Consider the following 26,571-nt stretch of genomic DNA (forward strand, 5'->3'; position numbering starts at 1 on the left):
TTGCAAAAATCAGATTTGTGTATTATAATATAGTGTAACGGCTCGTGCTGTGAGATAACAAAATAAAATACGAGGGGATAACGATGACAAAAAGAAAACAATGTGCGGCTCTTGCGCTTGCATTGACGCTGACAATTTCTATGTTCGGCTGTGAAAAAGACAAAGAAACAACACAGTCGTCTGCGGTGTCGCAGATAAAGACAAGCGACTCAGCTCAACCAAGCAATGTGAAGGTCAAGGAATACAAATTTCCGGAGTTTCTGAATAAAATAAAAAGCCTTGACGAGCTTTCACGAAAGCTTTATACAAGCTTTGACAGCACTCAGTATGTTGCCGAGGTTGAGGAGCAGCCTTTTGAGGAATATAAATGTGAAAAGCTTCTTGCAGATCTTTTCTTCACTTATCGTGACGGCAGAGCAGTGGGACTTCTTGACAAGTCCGGAAACGTTGTGCTTGAAGCTGATGAGTACACTGAAATAACTGTGGTTAGCAATGGTATTCTACAGCTTTCCTATGATAAAGAGCGCAACGCTCCTATGCAGTATATGAAATATGACAGCGACGGAAATTTAAGTGACTATAAGCATAAGAAATTCTCCGCTGACAGCCTTTATACATATGAGTCGCAGGCTGATGACAGCGGCACGGACGCTGCTTATTCACTTATGATTCCTGACGGTAAAAATGTTGTGTCATCAGACGGCTCGGATAAGTGGGATTCTGTTGAGGAGATATCAGCCGACAGCATAGATACAAATAAGGCGTACAAAGGCTTTTACAAGCTCACAAAGAATGGCGGCATATACTATGCTTGCTTTGATGATTTTTATAATTATGATATCTACGAGGGCGCATATGCAAAGGTTTGTGTGAAAGTAGGCGGAGAATACGGAGAATGCTATCTTGCCGATCATGATGATTACAACGAGCTTGTGAAAATGATAGACAGCTTCGGAAACGCTTCATATAGGACGGCTCCGTCTAAAGATCCGGGACTTGATTTTATACAGATAACTCTGGGACTTAAAGAGAACACCAAAACAGAGATAACTATTTCTTCTGACGGCTATTGCCTGACGGACACCATAGAAGCTGCTGAGGGTGAGGCTGTGAACAAGTATTTCTCCTATCTTGACAAGGAAGATTTCGCAGATCTTATACTTTGGTGTGATCAGGTGCTTGCTGAGGAGTATCAAAAATAGATTTAAACTTTTTATAAATAATTTGCAGGATAGCGTAAATTTCCTGCAAAATCGGTTTTTTCAGCCCTTGCAAGTTGTTGACATTAGGTAGAACTTGTGCTATTATATTAAAGGCGTGGCGGTTTTCCTGCATATTTTCAATGAACACTGCAAATACTTCTCTTGTGACGAATGTCACAAATGAAGAACGGGAGGTATCTGAGTGTCTGAACAAGAAGAAAATGTAGAGAGCGAAAAGCTTGCTGAGGATATAAGGCAGATAAAGGAAATGGGTTCTGTCACATTGCCGGACGCAAAGCACGTTATACACTGCCTGAACATTATCGGTCAGGTGGAGGGGCATTATATTTTGCCTGCACAAAACAAAACCACCAAGTATGAGCATATCATACCTGCCCTTGTTGCTATTGAGCAGGATAGGAGCATAGAGGGGCTTGTGATAATCCTCAACACTGTGGGCGGAGATGTGGAAGCAGGACTTGCTATTGCAGAGCTTATTGCTAGTATGAAAACGCCTACTGTGTCAATGGTTGTGGGCGGAGGTCACTCCATAGGCGTGCCGCTGGCGGTGTGTGCCAAAAAGTCATTTATAGTGCCAAGCGCCACAATGACCATACACCCTGTCAGAATGAACGGGCTTGTGCTGGGAGTACCCCAGACGCTTTCCTACTTTGATAAAATGCAGGAAAGGATAGTACGATTTGTATGCGATAATTCAGCCATAAAGCCTGAGCGTTTCCGTGAGCTTATGATGTCAACGGGCGAGCTTGTAATGGACGTTGGTTCTGTTATCGACGGTGAGCAGGCTGTAAAAGAGGGGCTTATCGACAGGCTCGGAGGGCTTTCTGAGGCGATAGACTGCCTTTATGATATGATAGAAAACAGTTCTGAAAAGGAGAAAGCTGAAAATGTTTCAGACAATAATCGACCTTTATGACGTATTCAGGACTGACGTAGATATCGGAGAAGAGTTTGAGGGTGATGATACTGCTGTGGACACAGATCCTGCACATTATCTCAGCCGTGACGGCTTTTATCTCTGACAAATAACAAAATTTCGGAGGACGGCAATGGGTATCATCAATGCGATTTTTCAGGCTATAATTCAGGGCTTGACGGAGTTTCTTCCAGTTTCAAGTTCTGGACATCTTTCACTGTATCAGCATTTTACAGGAAACAGCGGAGAGGGAGCTTTATTTTTCTCGGCGATACTTCACCTTGGCACGCTTGTAGCAGTATTTGTGGCTTTCAGGAAGACAATATGGGATATGATAAAAGAGCTTGGCGTTATGATAAAGGATATTTTTACAGGCAAGTTCACTCTTAAGAATATGAATCCTCCAAGGCGTATGATAGTTATGATAATTGTTTCCTGCTTCTGCCTTGTACCGTTCCTGCCATTTAAGGGCTGGTTTGAGGGCATTGCAGAGGATTCAAGCATTTTCGCAGAGGGCCTTTGTTTCCTTTATACATCTGCAATACTTTTTATGTCAGACCGCTGTGTAAAGGGTAAAAAAACTCAGGGCAATATAGCCTATAAGGACGCAATAACGGTCGGACTTTTTCAGGGAGTTGCACTGTTGCCCGGCGTTTCAAGATCAGGCTCGACTATCTCAGCGGGACTTTTCTCAGGCATGACCAGAGAAACATCGGTAAAGTATTCTTTCATTCTGGGCATACCTGTTATACTTATGAGCTGTCTGCTTGAAGTCAAGGACGCAGTTTCAACACACACTGATATAGATTGGGTCAGCTGTGCCGTTGGATTTGTAGTTGCCGCATTTGTGGGACTTTGTGCTATCAAGCTTGTAAACTGGCTCGTTAAAACGGATAAATTCAAGGTGTTTGCTTATTATACCCTTGTGCTTGGCGTCATAGTCCTTGTTATCTCATTTATCGAGATGTGCATGGGTCACCCTATATCCTTTGCAAAGTAATGACATAAGATAATACAGTTTCTGTGAAAAAGCTTGAAATTCTGTTTTCAGGCTTTTTTGTGGGTTATAAAGGCAAATAACATTTTGCCTTTATTTGCTTAAATAAGACAAATACCGAAAGGAATGGTAAAATAAATGGCAGCTCAAAAGAAAGGCTCAAAGCCTGCGCCAAAGCAGACATCGGCAAAGAAAAAGCCCGCACAAAAGCCTGCGCAAGCTGCAAAAAAGAATACAAAACAGCAAAAGCCTCAGAGCAAGCCGCCACAGTCAAATTCCATGACAGCAGTGAGAGAAAGAGAGAACAGACGCTTCTGGTCTTACATACTTTTCTTTTTCGGCATACTTGAACTGCTTATCACGTTCGTGGAGGGAGACGGCTTGTGGAAATGGCTCCATGAGCTGAACCGAGGACTTTTCGGCGTGACAGTATTTCTGTTTGCACCTATGATAATCTATGTTGCCCTTATGATAGCTTCAGATGTGACACACAACAAGGTCATAGCGAAGGTGGTGGAGGGAAGCGTTCTTATGCTTCTTATAAGCGGCATGGCTCAGATAATCCAAGTGGGCTCTGTGGACGGAAGTTCGTTCTGGCTCAAACTTGTGGGGCTTTTCAATGATGGAAAACAGCTCCGTGGCGGCGGACTTGCAAGCGCATTGCTTGGCTGGCCTTTGCTTTCGCTTTTCAAGAGAGTTGGCGCAGGTATCGTTATCGTGCTTGTGGCGTTCACTTTTATAATGCTGCTTACAAATGTTACGCTTCCGCAGCTTCTAAAGGCAGTTTCAAAGCCTTTTGTAAAGAGCTATGAAGCGGTGAACGAGGAGCGTATCGAGCGTGCGGCTCAGCCTCCGAAGCCTCCAAGAGAGAAGAAGGAGCCAAGGCGTAATGGTAGGGTTGATATTGCAAAGTTTTATCCTGATGATGGCCCTGATACTGCGGCGGAAGCCTTTGTGCCTGTTGCAGAGTCGGAAGAAGCTACCGACAAGGTGGACGCTTCAAAGATAGATATGCCGGTCCACCCTGTAAAAGCTCCTGTGATAACACATGAAAAGCTTGAAGAAACGGCTAAGACTACCGATAATGAGGAGCTTAAAAAGATAATAGAAAACGCCATAGGCGACAGCAGAGAAGAAAAGAAGTCCAAGGACGAGCCTGTTAAGCCACCAGTAGTGAATGTTGATAAGAACGGTCAGACAACGTTCTTTGAGAAAGATAATAAAATATCTGCTTACGTTTATCCGCCTGTGGATATACTCAAATATGCTAAAAATCCTGTGGCTTCCGAGATAGTCCAGCAGGAGATACAAGAGAAATCTGCGAAGCTTGTGGAAACGCTTGAAACATATGGCGCTAAAACAAGGATCGTGGGCATACACAGAGGTCCGTCCGTTACAAGATATGAGCTTCAGCCTGCAGCAGGCGTAAGAGTGTCGAAGATAACGGGTCTTGCAGACGATATCGCACTTAACCTCGCGGCAATGAGCGTTCGTATCGAAGCTCCTGTGCCGGGCAAGGCGTGCATAGGCATAGAAGTGCCGAACGATCATAGAGATACGGTTTCTCTCCGTGAGCTTATCGACAGCGAGGAATACAGAAAGGCAAAGGGCAAGCTTACATTTGCAGTGGGCAAGGATATCGAGGGTAATATCATTATCGGCGATATCGCCAAAATGCCGCATATGCTCGTTGCAGGTACAACAGGTTCAGGTAAGTCTGTTTTTACAAACTCTATCATACTTTCTATACTTTACCATGCGTCGCCTGACGAAGTAAAGCTTATTCTTATCGACCCTAAGAAAGTCGAGTTTCCTATTTATAATAAGATACCGCATTTGCTTATCCCTGTTGTTACCGAGCCTTTAAAGGCGGCTGGTGCGCTTGGCTGGGCGGTAAATGAAATGAACAAGCGTTATCTTATGTTCGAGGCGAACAATGTAAAGAACTTGCAGGAGTTTAACGACATGGTTCTTGAAGAACGCAATAAGCCTGCCGAGGAGCAGGACGAAGTCCGTGCAAAGATCGACCTGCTGCCGCAGATAGTTATTGTGGTCGATGAGTTCGCCGATCTTATGATGGCTGCGAGAAGCGAGGTAGAGGACTCAGTTTTAAGACTTGCACAGCTCGCCCGTGCGGCAGGAATACATATGATAATCGCAACACAGTCCCCTAGGGCGGACGTGTTGACAGGACTTATCAAGTCAAATATCCCATCGAGAGTTTCTCTCAGTGTATCCAGCAACGTTGACTCACGAGTTATACTTGATGAAAGCGGTGCAGAGAAGCTTCTTGGAAACGGTGACCTGCTTTATAAGCCTGTTGGCGTTAAAAAGCCTATAAGAATGCAGAGCGGCTATGCAGCGACTTCTGAGATAAGAGAGGTTGTAAACTTCCTCAAGAACGAGCATACCGCAGAATACAGCGACGAAGTTATCGCAGAGGTGGAGGAGAATACTCCGCAGCCAAAGGACAGCGGTTCGACAGGCAGCGATAATGTTTCCGTAAATCCTGATGACGACCTTGTAAATCAGGCAATATCCATAATCGTGCAGACAAATAACGCTTCCACTGCGTTTTTGCAGAGAAAGCTAAAACTCGGTTTCCCTAGAGCCGCCCGTATCATGGACGAGATAGAGGAAATGGGCATAATAGGACCACAGGAAGGCTCTAAGGCACGAAAGATAAACATAACAAAAGAAGAATGGGCTGAAATGCAGGCAAGAAGATAGCTCAGGCGGAAAGGAAGAACATGGCAGGCAGATCTGCGAAAAAGAAAAATTCGACAGCACCGCTTAAAAAGGCGGTAACGCTCATAGCGGTTTTTGTGGTGCTGCTTTTTACAGTGCTTGACCTGACAGGGTTAGTTTCTTTCGACAGCTTGCTAATCAAGGCAGGCGTTGAGGACAAGCCGGCGGAACACGCTCAGACAGAGGTGCATTTTATCGACGTTGGTCAGGGCGACAGCACCCTTGTGATATCACAAGGGGAGGCTATGCTCATTGACAGCGGCGATAAAGATGACAGCAATAAAATAGAAAAATATCTCGAAAAGCAGGGAGTGACAGAGTTAAAATATCTCATTGCCACCCACCCTCACGCTGACCATATTGGTGAAATGAGCGAGATAATAGACCAGTTTCAGGTGGATAAATTCATTATGCCGAAAGTCAAGGCTGATATGACGCCCACCACAACGATATATGAGAAAATGCTCAAAAGCATAAAGGCAAAGGGCTTGAAGATAACACAGGCAAAGCCTATGGAATTTGAGCTTGGAAGCTGTAAGGTGGAGCTTTTCACACCAAAAAAGGACTATGATAATCTTAATAACTATTCCACCCTTGTGAAGATAACAGACGGTGAAAACAGCTTTTTGATAACGGGGGATTGCGAGACCACTGAGGAGAAGGATATACTTTCTCAGGGTTATGATGTTTCTGCAAAGGTGCTTAAAGCAGGTCATCACGGCAGTTCCACTTCTTCGGGGGTCGATTTTCTTAACAAGGTCATGCCGAGATATGCTGTTATATCCTGCGGCAAGGGCAACAAGTATGGTCACCCACACGAGGAAACTGTCACAAGGCTGAAAAAATATGCTTCCCATTTGTATGTCACTGCAGATGTGGGAACGATAGTTTTCAGCTCAGATGGCGAGGGGCTGAGCGTTTCTGATGAAAAGGGAGAAAAGTGATATGGAAGAGATTCTTATAGTTGACAGGATAGAAAACGGCTATGCTGTGTGTGAAACTGAGCAGGGAGAAAAAAAGGATATACCGCTTTCCGAAACAAAAGACGTTCACGAGGGTGACGTGCTTATCTTAAAGGACAGCGTTTATATCCCGGATAAGGACAAAACAGAAGCAAGAAGAAAAAGGATACTCGCCCTACAGGAAGACCTGTGGGCTTGATTATATGCTGAAAGGTATAGATAGAAATGGAAAAAGATTTATTTACGCTTATCAATGAAAAGCTGTCAGGCTTGTCAAAGGGTCACAAGCTTATTGCAAACTACATTCTCTCCCACTATGACAAAGCGGCTTTTATGACGGCTCAGAAGCTTGGAAAAACCGTTGGCGTCAGCGAATCAACGGTGGTAAGATTTGCCTCAGAGCTTGGCTATGACGGCTATCCTGCCCTTCAAAAAGGCTTGCAGGAGCTTATGAGAAACAAGCTTACAACTGTTCAGAGAATAGAGGTCACTTCCGACCTTATGAGCAGTGACAACGTGCTTGAAAGGGTACTCAACCTCGACATCGACAAGATAAGGCGTACTTTGGAGGAAACCTCAAAGGAGGACTTTAACAATGCCGTTGACACTATCGTGTCCTGCAATACCCTTTACATAATGGGTACGAGAAGTGCAGCTTCTATCGCTTCGTTCCTTGCTTATTATCTGGGACTTATTTTCCCCCATGTAAAGCTCGTTCAGAGTACGACTACTTCCGAGCTTTTTGAAAAGATAATGAGAATAGACGAAAAGGACGCCATGATAGGAATTTCTTTCCCAAGATATTCAAAGCAGACCGTCAAGGCGCTTAAATATGCAAAGAGCAACGGCGCGAACGTTATAGCTATAACAGACTCAAAGGCTTCGCCTATCGCAAAGTATGCAGACAGCCTGCTTCTTGCAAGAAGCGATATGGCTTCGTTCGTTGACTCCCTCGTTGCGCCGCTGAGCCTTATAAATGCACTTATCGTTGCGGTATCAATAAGAAATATCGACAGAGTGTCCCAGACCTTTGAACGTCTTGAAAAGGTATGGGCTGAGTATGACGTTTACGCAAAAAGCGAGGAAGATACACAGTGAGAAGATTTGACGCAGTTATAGCAGGCGCAGGTGCGGCAGGAATGTTTTGCGCTGTTCAGCTTGGCTGGCGTGGAAAGAGCGTTGCTGTTATCGAGCATAGCGGCTGTCAGGGCAGAAAACTCATGATAACAGGCAAGGGCAGGTGCAACGTCACAAACAACTGTACCGCTGACACTGTTATGAAAAATATCCCACGCAACAGCAAGTTCATGTATTCAGCACTGAGCAGATTTGCTCCGGAGGACGTTATGAGCTTCTTTGAGTGCCTTGGGGTGGAGCTTAAAACAGAGCGTGGCAACAGGGTTTTCCCTGTAAGCGACAACGCAAAGGATATCGTAAAAGCACTTGTGAAAGCCTGCGAGGACTGCGGAGTGCAGTTTATCGACGATGAGGTAAAAGAGCTTATCATCAAGGACGGCAGAGCAGAGGGCTTTAAGTGCGAGCATGGGGATTATTACGCAGACAGCGTTATCGTTGCAACAGGCGGAAAGTCCTATCCACGGACAGGCTCAACAGGCGACGGCTATAGGCTTGCGAAGTCTGTGGGGCATAAGGTCACGGCAATAACTCCGTCACTTTGCCCTGTAGTCACTTATGAGCGTGAGGAATTTGCTTCTGCAATGGGGCTTTCCCTTAGAAACTGCACCTTGACGCTTCGTGAAGAGGACAAAGATAAACCAATTTTCCACGAGCTTGGAGAAATGCTTTTCACACACTTTGGTCTGAGCGGACCGCTTGTACTTTCGGCTTCGGCTCACCTTGGTGATATGAACAAGTCAAGGTATTATATGGATATCGACCTTAAACCTGCACTGAGCCATGAACAGCTTGACAGCAGGATACTTCGTGATTTCGGAGATTTTCCAAACAGAGATTTTCAGAATTCACTGGGTAAGCTGCTGCCTTCAAAGATAATACCACTTATAATAAAAAGGTGTGGCATCGATCCTGAGAAAAAGGTCAATCAGATAACCCGTGAGGAGCGTGAAAGGCTTGTTTCCACAGTGAAAAAGCTAACGTTCACAGTGAAGTGTATGCGCCCTGTAGAGGAAGCTATCATAACCCGTGGAGGAGTTGATGTTTCGCAGATAGACCCACGGTCAATGGAGTCAAAGCTGTGTAAAGGACTTTACTTTATCGGTGAGGTGCTTGACGTTGACGCTTATACGGGCGGCTTTAATTTGCAGATAGCGTTTTCCACGGCGTATAGCTGTGCGGATAAAATAGGATAAGGAGATTTTGATATGGGAATAAACGTGGCTCTCGACGGACCTTCCGGAGCAGGAAAGTCCACTATCGCAAAGGCGGTAGCGAAAAAGCTTGAATATGTATATGTAGACACAGGTGCGATGTACCGCTCTATAGCTTATTATGTTATAAGCAAGGGTGCAGACCTTTCTGACCCTGAGCAGATAAAACCTCTTCTTGGTGAGATATCCATTAAGCTTTGCTACACAGAAGCAGGGCAGAGAGTAATGCTCAATGACGAGGACGTTTCAGACAAAATAAGAACGCCTGAGATATCCATGGGTGCGTCAAAGGTGTCTGCTATACCTGAGGTAAGAGAATTTCTGCTTGAACTTCAGAAGAATATCGCAAAAGAAAACAACATCATCATGGACGGCAGAGATATCGGTACTGTGGTTTTGCCAAACGCTGACGTGAAGATATTCCTCACAGCCGCACCGGAAGCCAGAGCGGAGAGACGTTTCAAGGAGCTTCAGGAAAAGGGCGACAAGTCTACATATGACGAGGTATTGCAGGATATAATCCAGCGTGACTATAACGATACTCACAGAGAGATAGCACCGCTGAAAAAGGCTGATGACGCCGTTGAGGTGGATTCTACTGAGTTGACTCTTGAAGAGTCTGTTGAGGCTATCTACAAGGTAATAACCGACAAGACTAAAAAAAAAGAGCGTAAGATAAAAGAGATAATGCCTGTCAGACCTGTGAAAAAAGAACACAGGCTTGGTCATTTCCATATGTTTTGGTACACAGTGCTGAGATATATCGTTATGGGACTTTATCATCTGTATTTTAACATCACTTTCGAGGGTACGGAAAATATCCCAAAGGACGGCGGGAATATATTCGCTTCAAATCACAGAAGCTATCAGGACCCTGTTTTTATCGCACTGCCAACAAGAGTGCCGCTTTCTTATATGGCTAAGGAGGAGCTTTTTCATCAGAATGTGTTCTTCACTCTGCTTATAAAAGCGTTCGGAGCATTCCCTGTCACAAGAGGAAAGGGCGACACTCAGGTCATAGATACATCTATCGAAAAGCTTGAAAAGGGCAGAAACCTTGTTATCTTCCCTGAGGGAACACGTTCAAAGGACGGCAAGGTAGGAAAGGGCAAAACAGGCGTTGCATTGGTGGCGGCTGTGGCTCAGGTGCCTGTTGTCCCTGTTGGTATCAATTTCGAGGGCAAGCTCAAATTCAGAAAGCGTGTAGTTGTAAGATTTGGCAAACCTATAGTGCCTTGCGAGATATGCGTTACAGCCACAGACCCTCATTCGCTTAAGACTATCAAGAACGAGATCATGAAAAATATCACGGAGTTGGTACATTAAATGTTAACAAAGTGTAAAATTTGCGTTGCAAAGACCGCAGGTTTCTGTTTTGGTGTAGACAGAGCCGTAAAAATAGTGTATAATGAATTAGATAACCGAAATAATGTTGTAACGTTAGGCCCAATCATTCACAATCCAAACGTAGTTTCTGACCTTGAAGCAAAAGGAGTTTACTCCACCGATGTGGATAAGGTCACGAAAGACCAGACAGTTGTTATCAGATCCCACGGCGTTGGACTGGACGTGTATGAAAAGCTTGCAAAGGTAGGTGCGGAAGTCATTGACGCTACCTGTCCCTTTGTGGCAAGGATACACAAGATAGCAGCCGAAAAATCGGGCGAGGGATACGTTATTCTTATCGCAGGTGATGAGGCTCACCCGGAAATAATGGGTATAAGAGGTCATTGCAGCGGAGAGAGTTATGTGTTCAGTTCATGTGACGATTTTGAAAATTTGGTGAAAGAGAAAGATTTTTCGTCAAAAAAGGTTGCAATTCTGGCTCAGACAACGTATAATAAGAATATGTGGAGAAAGTGCGAAGAGCTTTTTGAGAGGTATCTGCCTGAGGCTGTGGTGTATAACACCATATGCAGTGCCACTTCTGAAAGACAGAAGGAGGCGGCGGAGCTTGCGAAGGCTGCCGACATAATGATAATAGTCGGAGGGCTGCACAGCTCCAATACTCACAAGCTGAAAGCCATATGCGATGAATATTGCAAATGCTGGCTTGTGGAGGACGCCGAAGGACTGAGGGCATGTGATATTGACTTATCAGGTGCAAAATTTATCGGGATTTCTGCTGGTGCATCGACGCCGGCTTATATAATCAAGGAGGTACAACAGACCATGAGTGAAATGTTGAACAATGTTGACGAAGAATTTAATTTTGAGGAGGAACTGGAAAAGACTCTGAAAAAAATACATACGGGAATGAAGGTTGAGGGCATTGTCACCGATATCAATAACGGTGAAGTAGCCGTAGATATCGGAACAAAGCACACAGGCTATATTCCTGCATCTGAGCTTACAGATGATCCTACTAAGAAGCCGGAGGATATCGTAAAGGTAGGCGACAAGATCGATCTGATCGTTCTTAAGACAAATGACCAGGAGGGTATCGTTACACTTTCTAAGAAGAAGGTTGACGCAGTTCTTGGTTTCCAGAAGATAGTTGAGGCTAAGGAAGCTGACGCTACACTTACAGGTACAGTTACAAACGTTGTTAAGGGCGGTGTGCTCGTATCAGCTAACGGTGTTAAGGTATTTATCCCTGCTTCACAGGCAGCTCCAAGAAGAGATTTCGATCTTAACGATCTGCTCAAGCAGTCAGTAAGCTTCAAGATCCTTGAGGTAAACGAGGCTAAGCAGAGAGCAGTTGGTTCTATCCGTGCAGTAGCAAGAGAGGAAAGAGCAGCAGCTCAGGCTAAGTTCTTCGAGACAGCTCAGATCGGTTCTGAGGTAGAGGGTACAGTTAAGTCTATCACAGATTACGGCGTATTCGTAGATCTCGGTGGTGTTGACGGCCTTATCAGAAGAATGGATCTTTCTTGGAACAGGATCAAGCACCCTTCAGACGTTGTTTCTGTTGGCGATAAGATCACTGTTACTATCAAGGATATCGACAGCGAAACAAAGAAGGTTTCATTGACATATAAGAAGGCTTCAGAGAATCCATGGGAGATCTTCAAGGCTAACTATGAGGTAGGTCAGGTAGTTAAGGCTACTGTTGTTTCTATCACAAGCTTTGGTGCTTTTGCACAGATCATTGACGGTATTGACGGTCTTATCCATATCTCTCAGATCGCTAACCAGAGAGTAAACAATGTTGCAGATATCCTTTCTGTAGGTCAGGTAGTTGATTGCCAGATCACAGAGATCGATCTCGACAAGAAGAGGATCAGCCTGTCTATGAGAGCTTTGCTTCCTGCTGATGACGAGGCTTCTGAGGACGCTGAATAAGCAATAAAATTCATGGGGGCGAGTGATCGCCCTCGTTTTTTATTTTCAATGAAATAACGGCAGCTTTGTTCTGTCAAAAAATCCTTAGAAAAAACTAAAGATTTACCGAAAAGACTTAACTTTTTGATTCGTATGTGGTATAATAATATCAGATCAAATAAAGACGAAAGGTTAAATTTATGGATGAAATAAAAAACACGGCAGTGAAAAAACGCAAAAAGAAAAGATCCACTAATCCTGCTGTCAGAGTTCTCAAAATATTAGGCACAGCTTTGCTGTCGATATTCCTGATACTCATTATCACTTGTTCTATATTTGCAACAGTTCTGACTATTTACGTCCTTAACTTTGCAGATACCACAACAACTATCAGCCTTGACAAGACGGAAACAAGCAACATTTCGAGATTTTTGTCTGTCAACCCTGACTATGATGAAGATGATGAGGATTCACAGGAGTATGACCTTTATTATGCTCTGAAAAACAGCAATAAGCACGTTGTTTGGGCTGATCTTGAGGATATCCCTCAGTATGTTCAGGACGCTTTTGTGTACACCGAGGACGAGAGATTTTATTCTCATGACGGCGTTGACTTCAAGAGAACGTTCGCTTCATTTGTCAATGTATTCATTCCGATATACGGCGGCAGACAGATAGGTGGTTCGACTATCACTCAGCAGACTATCAAGAACATCACGGGTGATGACTCCAGAGATTCTATCCATGGTATCGAGCGTAAGATACGAGAGATCTTCCGTTCTATCAACGTGGAAAAGACCTACACAAAGGAAGATATCCTCCAAAGCTATCTTAACCTTGTGCCACTGACAACTCAGGAGTATGATATCATCGGAGTTCAGGCTGCTGCAAACTTCTATTTTGGCAAGGACGTAAAGGATCTTAACCTTGCTGAGGCAGCTTCACTTGCGGGTATGACAAGCTGGCCTGCTGCAAACAACCCATATGATAATATGAAAAACAACAAGCTCAGACAGAAGTATACGCTGGATCATATGCTCGATAACGGTGCAATTTCTGAGCAGGAATATAACGAAGCCCTCAACTATGAGCTTAAAATAACAGGCGATATAACCTACACAAGCTCAACTATCTATGAGGACGAAACAAAAGATCAGGGTCCGACATCTTATTTCATGGACGCTGCTATCAATCAGACTATACAGATAATCGCTGACTATTATGGCATTTCATGGGAGGACGCTTCCGCAAGACTTTATGACGGTGGATTTACTGCATATACCACTGTTGACAGAAGTATGCAGAAGAAGGTCGAGAAGGAAATGCAGAAGCAAAGCAATTTCACCACCTATGAAATGAACAAAAAGGACGATACTCTGTGGTCAGGCTTTATTGCTATGGACTACCAGGGCAATGTTAAGGCTATCGTTGGCGGACGTGATAAGAAAAAGGAGTCGAGAGTTTACAACATTGCTACTGATGCCAAACGTTCACCAGGTTCTTGTATTAAGCCTATAGCTTCATACGCTCCTGCATTGGATCAGGACCTTATGACATGGTCAACGCTGTTTAATGATGAGCCTATCACTATTAAAGTAAAAGGCAAGGACAAAAAGTGGCCTGTAAACTATTCGGAAACAGGCGACAGTGCAAACTGGTCTTATCAGCAGCTTACAACTGTAGAAATGCTCACAAGGTCGCTTAATACGCTTCCTGCACAGCTCATCAAAAAAATGACACCTGCTTATTCCTATAACTTCCTTAAGGAAAAGCTTGACATCACTACGCTTGCAGACTCCGACGCTGACTATTCACCGGTAACTGTCGGCGGTCTTACAAATGGTACTAAGCTTGAGGAGCTTGTAGGCGCTTATATGATATTCGGCAATGGCGGTAAGAAGTATGACGTTACCTACGTTTCAAAGGTAGAGGACGCTGACGGAAATGCTATCTATGAAAAGAGCGACGGATACAAGCAGGCTATCAGCGAGTCTACCGCTTACGTTATGAACAGAATGATGCAGAACGTTATAACTCAACAGGACGGTACCGGTAGATATGCTAAGCTAAACAATACTGACCTTGTCGGTAAGACAGGTACTTCATCTGACTGGTTTGACCTCTCATTTGTAGGCTGTACTCCTGACTACGTTTCAGGTATCTGGATAGGTTATGAAAACCCTGCCACTATCCCTACGAACGAGTATCAGAATATCGGTGCGATTTGGAAGAATGTTTTTGGCGATATCGCTGAGAATGAGAAGCATAAGTCATTTGAAAAGACTTTCAAAATGCCTGATACAGTTGAAAAGCTTACCTACTGCACAAAGACAGGAAAGCTTGCGTCAAATTCATGCTACAGCACAGCGACTGGATATTACAAGAAGTCCAACGAGCCTGAGTATTGCAGCGGAAATCATTAAAATTAAAGCCTCCATAACTCTATGGAGGCTTTTTTGAAAGGAAATCATTATGAAAAATAAACTGCGAATGTGCGTTCCATGCCATTTCGGGCTTGAAAGCGTGCTTGCATATGAGATAAAAAAGATTGGCGGTGAAAATCTTACCACAACTGATGGCAAGATAAGCTTTGAAGGTGGCTTTGACGTGCTTGCAAAGGCAAATCTTTGGATCGCCACAGGAGAGCGTGTACTTATCGAGCTTGGCAGCTTTAGAGCAGAAAGCTTTGAACAGCTTTTTGACGGTGTTATGAATCTTCCGCTGGAGAACTTTATCGGCAGGGAGGACGCTTTTCCTGTTAAGGGTCATGCCCTTAATTCAAAGCTTCATTCTATCCCTGATTGTCAGAAGATAATCAAAAAAGCCTGCGTTAAAAGACTTGAAAAAGCCTATGGCATAAGCTATTTTGAGGAAACTGCGGCGAAACATCAGATACAGTTTGCTATCCATAAGGACATTGCGACTATCTATCTTGATACATCAGGTGTAGGACTTCACAAGCGTGGCTACAGAAGAAATTCCAACGACGCACCTATCAAGGAAACACTTGCCGCAGGTATAGTTGACCTTGCAAGAGTTCATGCGGACTCAGTTGTGGTGGATCCTATGTGCGGTTCAGGTACATTTCTTATTGAGTCGGCATACAAGGCACTGAAAGTTGCACCTGGTCTGAGAAGAAATTTTGCGGCAGAGCAGTGGTCACAGATACCTGAAACAGCGTGGCGCAATGCAAGAGCCGAGGCTATGGACGCTATCGACAGGCAGGGTGCATTCAAGGCATTTGGCTTTGATGTTGATGATATAGCGGTTGAGCTTACAAGAAACAACGCTAAAAAGGCAGGAGTAGGCTCAAAGCTTACAGTAAAACAGCAGGATATCTCAAAATACAGCCAGATAGAGGGTTCGATAACAATTGTCAATCCCCCATATGGCGAGCGTATGCTTGAAATAAAGGAAGCCGAGGAGCTTTATAAGAAAATGGGACAAAGACTTTGCCCGTCAAAGGAGAACCCATGCTATATAATCTCCCCACATGAGGAGTTTGAGGTGTTTTTCGGCAAAAAGGCTGACAAAAAGCGCAAGCTTTACAACGGCATGATAAAATGTAATCTGTATATGTATTTCAAGTGAGGTGCGTGGTGGGTTTGAAATTATCAGAACTTGACGGGATCGTATTCGATATGGACGGCGTTATTTTCGACAGCGAAGTAATAGGTCTTGAAAGCTGGGAACGCCTTGGAAAGAAATATGGTCTGACCAACGTTCACGAAAATGCTATGAAGTGCATTGGCAGAAGCACTGTTGATACAATGGCTATCCTAGAAGCCGCATATGGTGACAAAGTGTCAATACCCGAACTCTATGACGAAGCAAAGGTCATTTGTGCAGATATTATCGCTGAGCGTGGTTTACCTCTGAAAAGCGGTGCGAGAGAGCTTCTTTCTTATCTTAAAGAGCATGGTATAAAGGTAGGACTTGCTTCATCAACGTCTTACAAAGGGGTTATCAAAAATCTAAAGGGAGCAGGTCTGCTTGATTATTTCCATGTGATTATTGGCGGAGATATGATAAAACATTCAAAGCCACAGCCTGAGATATATTTACTTGCCTGTGAGAAGCTGGGAGTAAGGCCTGAGAAAACTGTTGCTGTAGAGGACTCTTACAATGGCATAAAGGCGGCTTACAATGCGAAGATGATACCAATAATGGTGCCGGATCTTATTGCACCGACAGATGAGATATTGTCAATGGTGTACAAGAAAATGGACAGTTTGGACGCTGTCCTTGAATATTTTAAAGCATAAACAAAACCCCTCGGCTTATCACCGAGGGGCTTTGTTTTAAGTGTGATGAAATAAATGCAATGTACTCGTCAAATCCTCCGCACCCTACTCTAAAAAACAGACCATGCAAGGGATTTTCATCCCAGCAGGAGCGAATAGACTTTTCTTTGGCAAACCCTTACGAAAAGAAACACCCACTCAGTTACAAAACTGGGTGGGCTTTTTATTCACTATTATTTGACAAAATATTGTCGAAACGAGCAGTCATTCTGATTATCCCCAAAGAATGTCTGCTTTGTTTTTTTGCAATGAGATTGTTTTTTTTTGTAATGGGCATACTATGACATCCCCCCACTTCTATAAGTGTGGGAGGATGTCACAAAGCAACATAGAGTATTGACAAAGTTTAGATTGTATGCTACAATCTAGATAACATGAAAATATGAAAGAGGGGTCGCAAAATGGCTTACGAATCGCCATTAACCATTGCAGATGTAATTACAGACATATCAATGAACAAATATGTACTTCCTGCTATTCAAAGAGAATTCGTATGGGAAACATCACAAATTGAAAGACTTTTCGATAGTGTAATGCAAGGATATCCATTTGGCGCATTTCTGTTTTGGGAATTTCCTAGTGAGAAGAACAATGAATATGTATTTTATACATTCCTTCAGAATTATCATGAAAAGAAAAAGAGACATAATTCAAAAATCAATTTGGCTGCAAATAAAAATGCTATTGCTGTGTTGGACGGACAGCAGCGATTAACAGCGCTTAATATTGGTCTGACTGGTTCATATGCATATAAGATGCCACATAAACAATGGAAAAACGATTTGGCATTTCCTGAAAGGAAATTATATCTCAATATAGTTGAACCGGCAAAAAGTGAGACAAACAAATATCAATTTTCTTTTTTAACTGAGGATGAAAAACAAAATGATGATAAGCATTTTTGGTTTGAAGTAGGCAAGATTCTAAACATGTCCAAAATAGGAGATGTAATGAAGTTTTGGGCAAACAACATCGTAACGTCACAAATATACACACAAGAACAAAGTGATTTTGCAAATGATACTTTGTCTCAACTGTATAATACGATACATACACAACCAAGCATCAGTTATTACAAAGTTAAATCACCTGAATTGGACAGGGTATTGCAAATATTTGTGAGGGTAAATAGTGGAGGAACAGTTCTAAGTTATTCAGATCTGTTGCTATCAATTGCTACCGCTCAATGGAAAAATCTCGATGCCCGCAAAGAAATTACCGAGTTTGTCGATTATATAAACGAATTGGGTTCCGGATTTAATGTAAATAAAGATTTTATACTTAAAGCAGCACTTGTACTATCCGACTTTAATAAAATTGCATTTAAGGTTGACAATTTCAATAAGCAAAACATGCTGACTATCGAGCAGAACTGGGAATTGATAAAAAAATCAATTACGCAGGCATTTTTGCTTGTGTCTAGTTTTGGCTTTTCACGAGATAGCCTTACATCCAACAATGCGGTTATTCCAATCGCATATTATCTTATGACAATTGGAAACCCCAATAATTTTGAGCTTTCAACATCTACAGTTCTAAATCGCAAGAAAATAAAAAAATGGCTTAGCCTTTCTCTCTTGAAAAAGACTTTTGGCGGCCACCCAGATGATATTCTTAAAATTCTAAGAGAAATCATACAAGAGAATGGCAAAAAAGATTTTCCTATCGAAAAAATTGCAAGTAGATTAAAAGGCACAAGCAAATCAATCATATTCACCCAAGATGACATTGAAAACATACTTGATTTGCAATGTAATAGAACTGACACCCTTAATGTACTTATGATGCTCTATCCGTCCCTCGATTTCAATAATAAATTTCATATTGACCATATATACCCCAAAGGCAAGTTTTCTAAGAAAAGCTTGGAAGCAAAGGGAGTTTCATCAGACAAAATTTCAGAATATGTAGATCATGTAAATGATATTGAAAATCTTCAACTGCTTGCGGCAATTCCAAACATTGAAAAACAGGATGAAGACTTTAATATATGGTTTTCTAAAAACTATGTAACTGATGAAGATAAAACTCAATATCGTTTAACTAATTATATGCCAGATATGAATTATTCTTATGCTAATTTCCTGCAATTTTTAGCTGAAAGACGGTCCATTATAAAAGAAGCTCTGGTCAAAGAGCTTTTGTAAAAAAAGCAACAGTAAATATACATAGGGATGTGATTTAAGACACTCTCTCAAGTTACAATCAAAAGCCCATAAAAAAGTCCCTCGGCTCACCACCGAGGGATTTTCATATATGTCAGAAAGATTACTTTGTCATTGCTGCAACTTCGTCAGCGAAGTTCTCTTCCTTCTTCTCTACGCCTTCGCCTCTCTCGAAACGAACGTACTCAACAACATCGATCTTGCCGCCAAGCTTCTTAGCTACAGACTCAACGTACTTGCCAACAGATACCTTATCATCCTTAACGAATGCCTGTTCAAGGAGGCAGTTCTCAGAATAGTATTTGCCGATCTTACCGTCGATGATCTTGTGCTTAACCTGCTCAGGCTTGTTAGCCATCTTAGGATCCTCAGCCATCTGAGCCAGCATGATCTCTCTCTCCTTGTCAAGAGCGTCAGCAGGAACAGCCTCTCTGTTCAGGTATGCAGGATTCATAGCTGCAACCTGAAGTGCACAGTCCTTACCAGCAGCCAAAAGTTCTGCATTGTCAGCTGCAATATCAGAATCAAGCTTTACCATAACGCCGATGCTGCCTGCACCATGAACGTAAGGAACAAGAATGCCTTCCATTCTCTTGAATCTTCTGATTACCATGTTCTCTCTGATCTTGATGAACAGATCCTGAAGTGTCTCTTCAACTGTCTTGTCACCACCGCTGATCTTTGTTGCCTTAAGTGCGTCAACGTCAGCAGGGTTTGTCTCGATTACTGTATCAGCAACTGCTGCAACGAAAGCCTTGAACTCATCATTGTTAGCAGCAAAGTCTGTTTCGATGTTTACTTCAAGAACGCAGCCTACGTTGCCCTTAACTACAGCTGTGCAGATACCCTCTGCTGCAACTCTGCCGCTCTTCTTAGCCTGTGTAGCAAGTCCCTTTTCACGGAGAAGTGTTACTGCCTTTTCCATATCGCCGTCAGCTTCTACAAGAGCCTTCTTGCAGTCCATCATGCCAACGCCTGTTGCTGTCATAAGTTCTTTGATCTCTGCTACGGATACCTTACCCATTATTATTCCTCCTAGTGTTTTATATCGAAATAGGCAGACAAATATACTATAAATGCCTGCCTGAAATTTCAGCTCTTATTCAGCAGCCTCGTCAGCTTCTTCCACCTTATCTGCCTCTTCAGCGGACTCAGCGTCCTCACCCTGTCTGCCTTCGATTATAGCGTTAGCCATGCAACCAGCGATAAGTTTAACTGCTCTGATAGCGTCATCGTTACCTGGGATAACATAATCAACATCGTCAGGATCGCAGTTTGTGTCAACGATAGCTACTACAGGTATGCCAAGCTTCTTAGCCTCTGCTACAGCGATCTTTTCCTTTCTTGGGTCAACAACGAAAAGTGCGCCTGGAAGCTTCTTCATGTTCTTGATACCGCCCATGAACTTTTCAAGCTTTTCTATCTCAAGCTTCAGCTTAACAACTTCCTTCTTAGGGAGAAGGTCAAATGTGCCGTCCTCTTCCATTGTGTGGAGCTGCTCAAGTCTCTTGATTCTCTGCTGGATCGTCTTGTAGTTTGTCATCATACCGCCGAGCCATCTTGCATTTACATAATGTGCATTAGCTCTCAGTGCTTCTTCCTTGATAGAATCTCCAGCCTGCTTCTTTGTACCTACGAAAAGTACCTCTTCGCCATTAGCTGAGATGTCACGGATAAACATATAAGCTTCTTCAAGCTTCTTTACGGTCTTCTGAAGATCGATGATGTAAATTCCGTTTCTTTCTGTGAAAATGTATGGAGCCATTTTAGGGTTCCATCTTCTTGTCTGGTGACCAAAGTGTACACCAGCTTCAAGAAGCTGCTTCATTGATACTACTCCCATTGTAGTAACCTCCTGTTTGGTTTTAGATTTCTGCTTATGCAGATGTTTTTATCCTCCGGACGGCTTTACTTGCTTTCACCTGTCTTACGGCAGGACCAACGGCAAAAACCTGTCCGTGCGAATTGCTTTAATATTATATCATATTTTCTTTTTCATTTCAAGAGCTTTCGACAATTTATTTTAACAAATTTTCGATTTTTACAGTTCTGCTCTTTGTGCATACTGCACTATCGCTGAATTTTACAAGTATGGTATCTTCGCCGATAAGCTCGATATCCGAGCATTTTATGATAATATCCTCATCTCTGCCCATGATACCGAAAGCCCTTGGTTTGCCATAGACGATCAGCGAAACTATATTCGCTCCCTGAGTATCCATTTCTATATCATCAACATAGCCTATTTTCAGTCCTGTTCGCATATTGACGACCTCTTTATTTCGTAAGCTTGAAAAACTACATATCATGAAACCTTCCCCTTTCAAAAAAAGTGCATACCCTTTATAATAGGTATGCACTTTGGGGATCGTCCTATGTATGATCGTTTTTGTTTTTGTAATACATCTCCAACTGATCGTTATACAAATGCTTTATATATAAAGCTATGGTGTTTATGTACATTGCATTTGTAGGCTTTGTTCCGTTAGCAAGGCAGCTTTCAAAAAGCATTTGCTTATCCACAGGCTTCATTTTTTCCCAGCCTGAAACTATAGCACTTCTTGTTGAGCGTTCAATAGCTGCAGCGTTTTTTCCATATTGTTTTTCAATGTCCTTATAAAGTTCGCCTATTTGTACTTTATTACCGCTATATTTGAATATAATAAGGAATATCATGTAGCAGATATGGTCATATCCTGAATGCTTGCGGTTTATGCCCGTTGATGTTATGATCCTGTGTATCTCCTTTGAAATATTTTGTTTAAGGATATCAGGATCGATAGGTATCCTTTTTAGCTTGTCAAGCATATAGTGGCATACGTTCTTAGCGTTGTATGGCATAAGTATGTGCAGAATATCATCATAATCGAGAAGAATACGGATCGTTTCTGTGTCATCATAAGTGTAGATGTTATATATTATGGGATGAATGTCATCTTCGTGAAGTATCTCACGAAAATGCAGAAGCTTTTTATATCCCAGCTTACAGCAGTCAATAACGATAACGTCAGGAGTATATTTTATAGCACCTATCTCAAGCTCTATTTCAGTATCACCGCATATATGGACCTTTGTACCCTTGCGTCTCAGTTCCTCGGTCAACAGTTTATGCTGGCCGTCATATGACTCGGAAATAAGCACCGAATAATCAGTCAGCATACACTTCAACTCCCTTATGACGATTTAACATAATAACTACTATTTATATTATATCAAATTTTTGGACTACAAGCAACTTTAATGGCACATTATTAATTAAATTGTTTCAAAAAAGTGACCCTAATGTAATTGTATATAACAAAAATATTCATAAATGTCGATTTAACGTATTGCGACAGATGTTAGATACTTTTCTTGATGTGTTCCAATGCACCTTTTTCAAGCCGTGATACCTGTGCCTGAGAGATGCCAATATTTTTTGCTACCTCCACCTGAGTTTGTCCTTTGAAAAAGCGCAGGAAGAGTATATTACGTTCACGAGGCTGAAGCTCGCTCATGGCTTGCTTCAATGAAAGCTCTTCAAGCCAGCTTTTATCGTCACAGGAGTCGCTCACCTGATCCAATACATAAAGAGCGTCGCCGTTGTCAGAATACACAGGCTCATAGAGTGAAACCGGGTCGGTTATGGCTTCAAGGGCAATGACCACCTGACTAGGCTTTTCGGTGATAGTGTCTGCTATCTGCTCAACAGTAGGCTCTTTCTGGTTTTCGCATATGAGCTGTTCTTTCGCCTGCATTGCTTTATAAGCAAGGTCACGGAGAGAACGGCTCACCCTCATGGGTTGAAAATCACGAAGAAATCTTCTAAGCTCTCCTGCTATCATAGGCACAGCGTAGGTAGAAAACTTCACATCAAGAGAGGTGTCGAAATTATCTATTGCCTTGATAAGCCCCACAACACCCACCTGAAAAAGGTCGTCAGGGGAGTCGCTTCGGCTCACAAACTTCTGCAAAACGCTCAGCACGAGTCTGAGATTGCCGTTTATAAGCTCCTCACGGGCTTTCTTGTCACCTGAATGGGCTTTTTTCAAAAGCTCCAGCTTTTCCGACTCTTTCAGCGTTTTAAGCTCATTGGTGTTCACTCCGCTTATCTCAACTTTATTGTACTGCATCGCACGCTCCTGTTAAAAAGCAGCATTTTATGCTGCCGTGATAATATAATTATTACCTTTCGATCAGGAACTATACAGATATTTTTCAGGAAAATCTGACCATAAAAAAATGCAGAGCCGTGTGACTCTGCATTAGTTCTATTCTTTTCTGTCGTTCTTGCGCTGATAGTAGACCGCTAGTATCGCTGTTATTATGGCTGATATGCAAAATGCCAGCAGAAGCTTGTTGGATATTTTTCTGTTTATGAAATTCATTGTAGGGTTGAGTATATCCAATATCCAGAATACAATGAACATTCCCGCAAGTATTATCGTGATATGTGGGAGAATTTTGCTTAGTCTTTTCATTTTTATCCTCCTATATAGATAATGTCGCTGAGGTCACGTCCACCGCCGTCAGGAGCGTTCACAATGCTTTTGTTGAAGTACATCATAGCGGACTTTCCACCGTCAAGATTGAACGCAGACATACAGCCCTCATCGCTCATGATAGCCGCAAGCTCGCTGAGAGTTGCGCCCTTTGAGTAGCCTTCGTTTCTGCCGTCAACTGTCACGAAAATATAGTGGCCTGCCGACACACAGCCGATAGCTGAACGTGGATTTGCACTGTTGAGATATTTTGTTGTGTTGAACGTTTCAAGAACGTTGCCACTTCCGTCAAGAAGTGCAGGACCAAAGTTCCAGGCCTGCCATGCACCTTTTGCTATAACAGCGTCGCTGTCATATTCAGACGGGGAGTAGGTCTGCATTGTGCCGTCTGTGAACAGCACGCACACGTCCGCGTCGTTGACATCATCACGGTATTTTATACCGTTTCTTATAACGATACTGCGTTCTGAATTACCATAGAAATCACCGTTTATGGCGAAAAGAGCTTTGTTTTCCACCGCCATACTGAATACTGAGTCCTTGATGTTCTTACCGAATTCTCCGTCTGCAAAGGCGGCTTTTATCTCGCTTGCGCTTGTGACATAAACATCAGCCACAAAATAGGTTATCTTGTTGTTTTCCTCGCCGATAGATTTTTTGTATACTGTCACCTGAGCATTGTCAGTTGAAGCCGAGCCAAGCTCCTCAGAGGTTATGGCACCGTTTGTTATACTGCTTATAGCGTTCTGGTCTGAACGATAGTCGGCAGTGTCCTGATTGCCCCAGTTTCTGTGGTTCGTCTGCTCAGTACGCAGTGTGGTCGTAGCCTTTTCTGCCTGCGGAGCTGTTGTGGTAACTGCAGGCTCGCTATCGTCCTGTGCTGTGCCTTCTTTCTGCGAGTTGTCAGCCGCATTTGGCAGGGTGAAGCTACCCTCTGCGGAGCTGTCAACTGTTGCGATCACTTCTCCCTTTACTCCTGAACTTTGCGGCATAACGTAGTCAAAAAGCATGAATACTCCTATCGCTGCCGCTGTAAGCACAATGTCTGTTATGACCATTGCCCAGACAGGCATTGGCTTTTTTGTCTTATTCGTCAATTTTTCTTTCCCTCTTTCTGAAAACGAAACTTTTTTGCGCTGCCCAGCTTATAAAGAAAAGCAGCACTTCTATAAGTATTTTGCTGATATATTTGTTGTGTATGAGATATTTCACACATAGCTCCAGCATTATTGTGTTTGCAGCTAGTATTAATGCGGCAAGCAGAAAGTATTTTGCGGCTGTCTTTGCAATGCCTTCCTTATTTTTAAAGACGAATTTTTTGTTCATCGAAAAGTTGAAAATGGAGCTTATCACTCTTGCGCATATGTTAGAAAACGCTACGCTCCCGCTTATCATTGCGAAAATGCTGTAGCAAATATAGTCCACGCAGAAGCTAAGAAGAGATGAGCAGGAGAATTTCAGTATATCCTTGTATATTCTCCATGAGTCTTTGATAGGATTAAAATGTGATGACTCGTTTTTGCCAAGGTAAACTGTTTCGATAGGCACTTCATAGAATCTTATGCCTTCTCTTGCACATTCAAGCAGCATATTCATCTCAAACTCATATCTGTCACCGTTTACCGACAGCATAAAAGGTATGAGCTTTGAGGAAAAGCCACGCAAGCCCGTCTGCGTGTCGCTTACCTTTACTCCTGCGGCAAATGAGAAAACGAATTTTGTGATGTTGTTGCCGAATTTGCTTCGCAGTGGTATCTTTCCTGAAAATCTGCGACAACCCATAATAAGCTTGTCAGGGGAGCTTTTCAGGGCTTCCGACACCCTTATTATATCCTCCACCTTGTGCTGTCCGTCTGCGTCTGCAATGACGATGCCCACAGTGTCGGATTCGTGTTCTCTTATGTATTCAAGTGCGGTTTTTATGCCACGCCCCTTGCCTTTGTTTACCTCATGGGTGAGAACTATGGCTTTTTTTGCGGCTTCGGCAAAAATCGGCAGCTTATCCTTGCCGCTGCCGTCATTAATGACAATTATATGAAAATCGGTCAATGAAGATATATCGTCAATAACAGCCAGCATTTTTTCATCAGGCTCATAAGCGGGTATCACCGCATAAAATCTATCTATCGCCAAGATATCTTCTCCTTTCATTTATCGTATGGTCTAAGTATATCACATATGCTTTAAAAATACAATAAAACTTCTGAAGAATTTATACATAGTTTATCTGTCGAAATTTTGCGAAAATGAAATTGTGTCAGTATTATTGACAAAATAATAAAAATGTCGTATAATAAAAGATACAATAAAAAATGTACAAATTAATTCAGCAAACGGAGGATTTGATTTCATGGAATATAGAGTTCTTGAAACACGTTCAGCCGATATTCTCACTAAGTACTACAGTAACGAGATAGACAGCTTTCTTAATGCCTGCCATGAAGACATTCTGTGGATAGGTCCCGCTGAGAAGCATGTGATACGCACCAGAGAGGCGCTTGTTGATGCTTTTTCGCAAGAAGAACACAAGCTTGAATTTGTGCTCAGCGACCTAAAGGTGTTTTCCATAGGTCTTACTGAAAGATCCTGCGAGGTCATAATGTTTTTCATTTTGGATACGATTTGGCCTGACAGCAGTGTTGGGAGAGCAGATCAAAGGATACAGTTTTCATGGGTGAGTGAGAACGGCGAGGAAAAAATAAAGCTTTGTCACATTTCCAATGCCATTAAATATGATGAACGTGACAGGATATATCCTGTACATTATGAAGAAATATACAAGAAAAATGTCTGTTCAGGTGAAAGGCGTACAAAGAGAGTGATAGTAAATGGCGTAGACAGGGCGCTTGTTTTTCTGGATAGGTCATGGATAGCTTATGTGGAAAGCAGTGGCAGTCACTGCGTCATATATACCATTGACGGCTCTTTTGAATCAGTGCAGAGCCTTAAGGTGTTTGAAAGACGATATAGGGATATGTTTGTGCGCTGTCATGAAAATTATCTTGTAAATCCTGAATATGTAAGCCGTATAAGCCGTTACAGAATAGAGCTTACATATGGCAAGGTGATCCCTATTTCTGAGAAGAATTATACTGCTGTGAAAACAAAATTATCCCATATAACATAAAAACTGGTGAACATTTTGCGTGTTCGCCAGTCTTTT

Annotated in this window: 24 protein-coding genes; 16 read left to right on the top strand and 8 right to left on the bottom strand. The window is 42.7% G+C overall.

Features of this window, described 5'->3' with window-relative positions; translation table 11 throughout:
* Positions 1 to 83: 83 nt before the first annotated feature.
* The 15 genes from DW015_RS06930 (at position 84) to DW015_RS06995 (ending at position 18,909) form a co-directional block, all read left to right on the top strand.
* Positions 84 to 1,202 (top strand): hypothetical protein, encoded by a 1,119-nt coding sequence (locus DW015_RS06930; protein WP_117905121.1) that lies wholly within the window; start codon positions 84 to 86, stop codon positions 1,200 to 1,202.
* A gap of 268 nt (positions 1,203 to 1,470) precedes the next feature.
* Positions 1,471 to 2,139, top strand: coding sequence for an ATP-dependent Clp protease proteolytic subunit (locus DW015_RS06935; protein ID WP_081856029.1), 669 nt, complete (start codon positions 1,471 to 1,473; stop codon positions 2,137 to 2,139).
* Positions 2,111 to 2,245 (top strand): hypothetical protein, encoded by a 135-nt coding sequence (locus tag DW015_RS13855; protein ID WP_256321493.1) that lies wholly within the window; start codon positions 2,111 to 2,113, stop codon positions 2,243 to 2,245. Before DW015_RS06935 ends, DW015_RS13855 begins: the two co-directional genes overlap by 29 nt.
* A 27-nt stretch (positions 2,246 to 2,272) precedes the next feature.
* On the top strand, positions 2,273 to 3,139 hold the full coding sequence (locus tag DW015_RS06940) for an undecaprenyl-diphosphate phosphatase (protein ID WP_117897482.1): 867 nt from the start codon (positions 2,273 to 2,275) through the stop codon (positions 3,137 to 3,139).
* Positions 3,140 to 3,274: 135 nt separating this feature from the next.
* On the top strand, positions 3,275 to 5,866 hold the full coding sequence (locus DW015_RS06945; RefSeq protein ID WP_117905122.1) for a DNA translocase FtsK: 2,592 nt from the start codon (positions 3,275 to 3,277) through the stop codon (positions 5,864 to 5,866).
* 20 nt (positions 5,867 to 5,886) lie between these two features.
* Positions 5,887 to 6,828: a ComEC/Rec2 family competence protein gene (locus DW015_RS06950; RefSeq protein WP_117905123.1), complete on the top strand. Its 942-nt coding sequence runs from the start codon at positions 5,887 to 5,889 to the stop codon at positions 6,826 to 6,828.
* A gap of 1 nt (position 6,829) precedes the next feature.
* Entirely contained in the window at positions 6,830 to 7,045 is a 216-nt protein-coding gene (locus DW015_RS06955) for a DUF3006 domain-containing protein (RefSeq protein WP_117905124.1), read from the top strand.
* A gap of 26 nt (positions 7,046 to 7,071) precedes the next feature.
* A complete protein-coding gene (locus DW015_RS06960) occupies positions 7,072 to 7,944 on the top strand; it encodes a MurR/RpiR family transcriptional regulator (RefSeq protein WP_022287306.1) in 873 nt (290 codons plus the stop codon).
* Positions 7,941 to 9,176, top strand: a complete 1,236-nt coding sequence (locus tag DW015_RS06965) for an NAD(P)/FAD-dependent oxidoreductase (RefSeq protein ID WP_117905125.1) — start codon at positions 7,941 to 7,943, stop codon at positions 9,174 to 9,176. The genes DW015_RS06960 and DW015_RS06965 overlap by 4 nt, the downstream gene beginning before the upstream one ends.
* 12 nt (positions 9,177 to 9,188) lie before the next feature.
* Positions 9,189 to 10,520, top strand: a complete 1,332-nt coding sequence (cmk, locus tag DW015_RS13900; protein ID WP_117905126.1) for a (d)CMP kinase — start codon at positions 9,189 to 9,191, stop codon at positions 10,518 to 10,520.
* Positions 10,521 to 12,479: a bifunctional 4-hydroxy-3-methylbut-2-enyl diphosphate reductase/30S ribosomal protein S1 gene (locus tag DW015_RS06975; protein ID WP_117865706.1), complete on the top strand. Its 1,959-nt coding sequence runs from the start codon at positions 10,521 to 10,523 to the stop codon at positions 12,477 to 12,479.
* A 179-nt stretch (positions 12,480 to 12,658) separates the two neighbouring features.
* Complete coding sequence (locus tag DW015_RS06980) at positions 12,659 to 14,881, top strand: transglycosylase domain-containing protein (protein WP_117905127.1); 2,223 nt, start codon at positions 12,659 to 12,661, stop codon at positions 14,879 to 14,881.
* Positions 14,882 to 14,930: 49 nt separating this feature from the next.
* The gene (locus DW015_RS06985) at positions 14,931 to 16,049 is read left to right on the top strand and encodes a class I SAM-dependent RNA methyltransferase (RefSeq protein WP_117905128.1); all 1,119 of its coding nucleotides are present in this window, start codon (positions 14,931 to 14,933) and stop codon (positions 16,047 to 16,049) included.
* Between the two features lie 14 nt (positions 16,050 to 16,063).
* The gene (locus tag DW015_RS06990; protein WP_242993235.1) at positions 16,064 to 16,723 is read left to right on the top strand and encodes an HAD family phosphatase; all 660 of its coding nucleotides are present in this window, start codon (positions 16,064 to 16,066) and stop codon (positions 16,721 to 16,723) included.
* Positions 16,724 to 17,163: 440 nt separating this feature from the next.
* Positions 17,164 to 18,909, top strand: a complete 1,746-nt coding sequence (locus DW015_RS06995; protein WP_117905129.1) for a DUF262 domain-containing protein — start codon at positions 17,164 to 17,166, stop codon at positions 18,907 to 18,909.
* Between the two features lie 121 nt (positions 18,910 to 19,030).
* Here DW015_RS06995 and tsf read toward each other — a convergent pair whose 3' ends face one another.
* The 8 genes from tsf to DW015_RS07035 all read right to left on the bottom strand — a co-directional run bounded on the left by tsf (position 19,031) and on the right by DW015_RS07035 (position 25,559).
* Positions 19,031 to 19,951, bottom strand: a complete 921-nt coding sequence (tsf, locus tag DW015_RS07000) for a translation elongation factor Ts (protein WP_022287299.1) — start codon at positions 19,949 to 19,951, stop codon at positions 19,031 to 19,033.
* Between the two features lie 75 nt (positions 19,952 to 20,026).
* Positions 20,027 to 20,770 carry a 30S ribosomal protein S2 gene (gene rpsB, locus DW015_RS07005; protein WP_038671579.1) on the bottom strand — a complete coding sequence of 248 codons (744 nt, stop codon included), beginning with the start codon at positions 20,768 to 20,770 and terminating at the stop codon, positions 20,027 to 20,029.
* Between the two features lie 175 nt (positions 20,771 to 20,945).
* Positions 20,946 to 21,236: a YlmC/YmxH family sporulation protein gene (locus DW015_RS07010; RefSeq protein WP_117905130.1), complete on the bottom strand. Its 291-nt coding sequence runs from the start codon at positions 21,234 to 21,236 to the stop codon at positions 20,946 to 20,948.
* A 64-nt stretch (positions 21,237 to 21,300) separates the two neighbouring features.
* Positions 21,301 to 22,086 carry a sporulation initiation factor Spo0A C-terminal domain-containing protein gene (locus DW015_RS07015; RefSeq protein WP_117905131.1) on the bottom strand — a complete coding sequence of 262 codons (786 nt, stop codon included), beginning with the start codon at positions 22,084 to 22,086 and terminating at the stop codon, positions 21,301 to 21,303.
* Between the two features lie 182 nt (positions 22,087 to 22,268).
* The gene (gene sigG / locus DW015_RS07020; protein ID WP_038671585.1) at positions 22,269 to 23,039 is read right to left on the bottom strand and encodes an RNA polymerase sporulation sigma factor SigG; all 771 of its coding nucleotides are present in this window, start codon (positions 23,037 to 23,039) and stop codon (positions 22,269 to 22,271) included.
* 138 nt (positions 23,040 to 23,177) lie between these two features.
* Positions 23,178 to 23,387, bottom strand: a complete 210-nt coding sequence (locus DW015_RS07025) for a hypothetical protein (RefSeq protein WP_117905132.1) — start codon at positions 23,385 to 23,387, stop codon at positions 23,178 to 23,180.
* 2 nt (positions 23,388 to 23,389) lie between these two features.
* On the bottom strand, positions 23,390 to 24,505 hold the full coding sequence (locus DW015_RS07030) for a phosphodiester glycosidase family protein (protein ID WP_242993237.1): 1,116 nt from the start codon (positions 24,503 to 24,505) through the stop codon (positions 23,390 to 23,392).
* On the bottom strand, positions 24,495 to 25,559 hold the full coding sequence (locus DW015_RS07035) for a bifunctional glycosyltransferase family 2/GtrA family protein (RefSeq protein ID WP_242993238.1): 1,065 nt from the start codon (positions 25,557 to 25,559) through the stop codon (positions 24,495 to 24,497). The genes DW015_RS07030 and DW015_RS07035 overlap by 11 nt, the downstream gene beginning before the upstream one ends.
* A gap of 199 nt (positions 25,560 to 25,758) precedes the next feature.
* Here DW015_RS07035 and DW015_RS07040 point away from each other — a divergent pair, with 199 nt between their 5' ends.
* Entirely contained in the window at positions 25,759 to 26,535 is a 777-nt protein-coding gene (locus tag DW015_RS07040) for a LytTR family DNA-binding domain-containing protein (RefSeq protein ID WP_117905133.1), read from the top strand.
* Positions 26,536 to 26,571: the final 36 nt, after the last annotated feature.

This window comes from Ruminococcus sp. AF37-20, assembly GCF_003460465.1.
Lineage (GTDB): Bacteria > Bacillota > Clostridia > Oscillospirales > Ruminococcaceae > Hominimerdicola > Hominimerdicola aceti.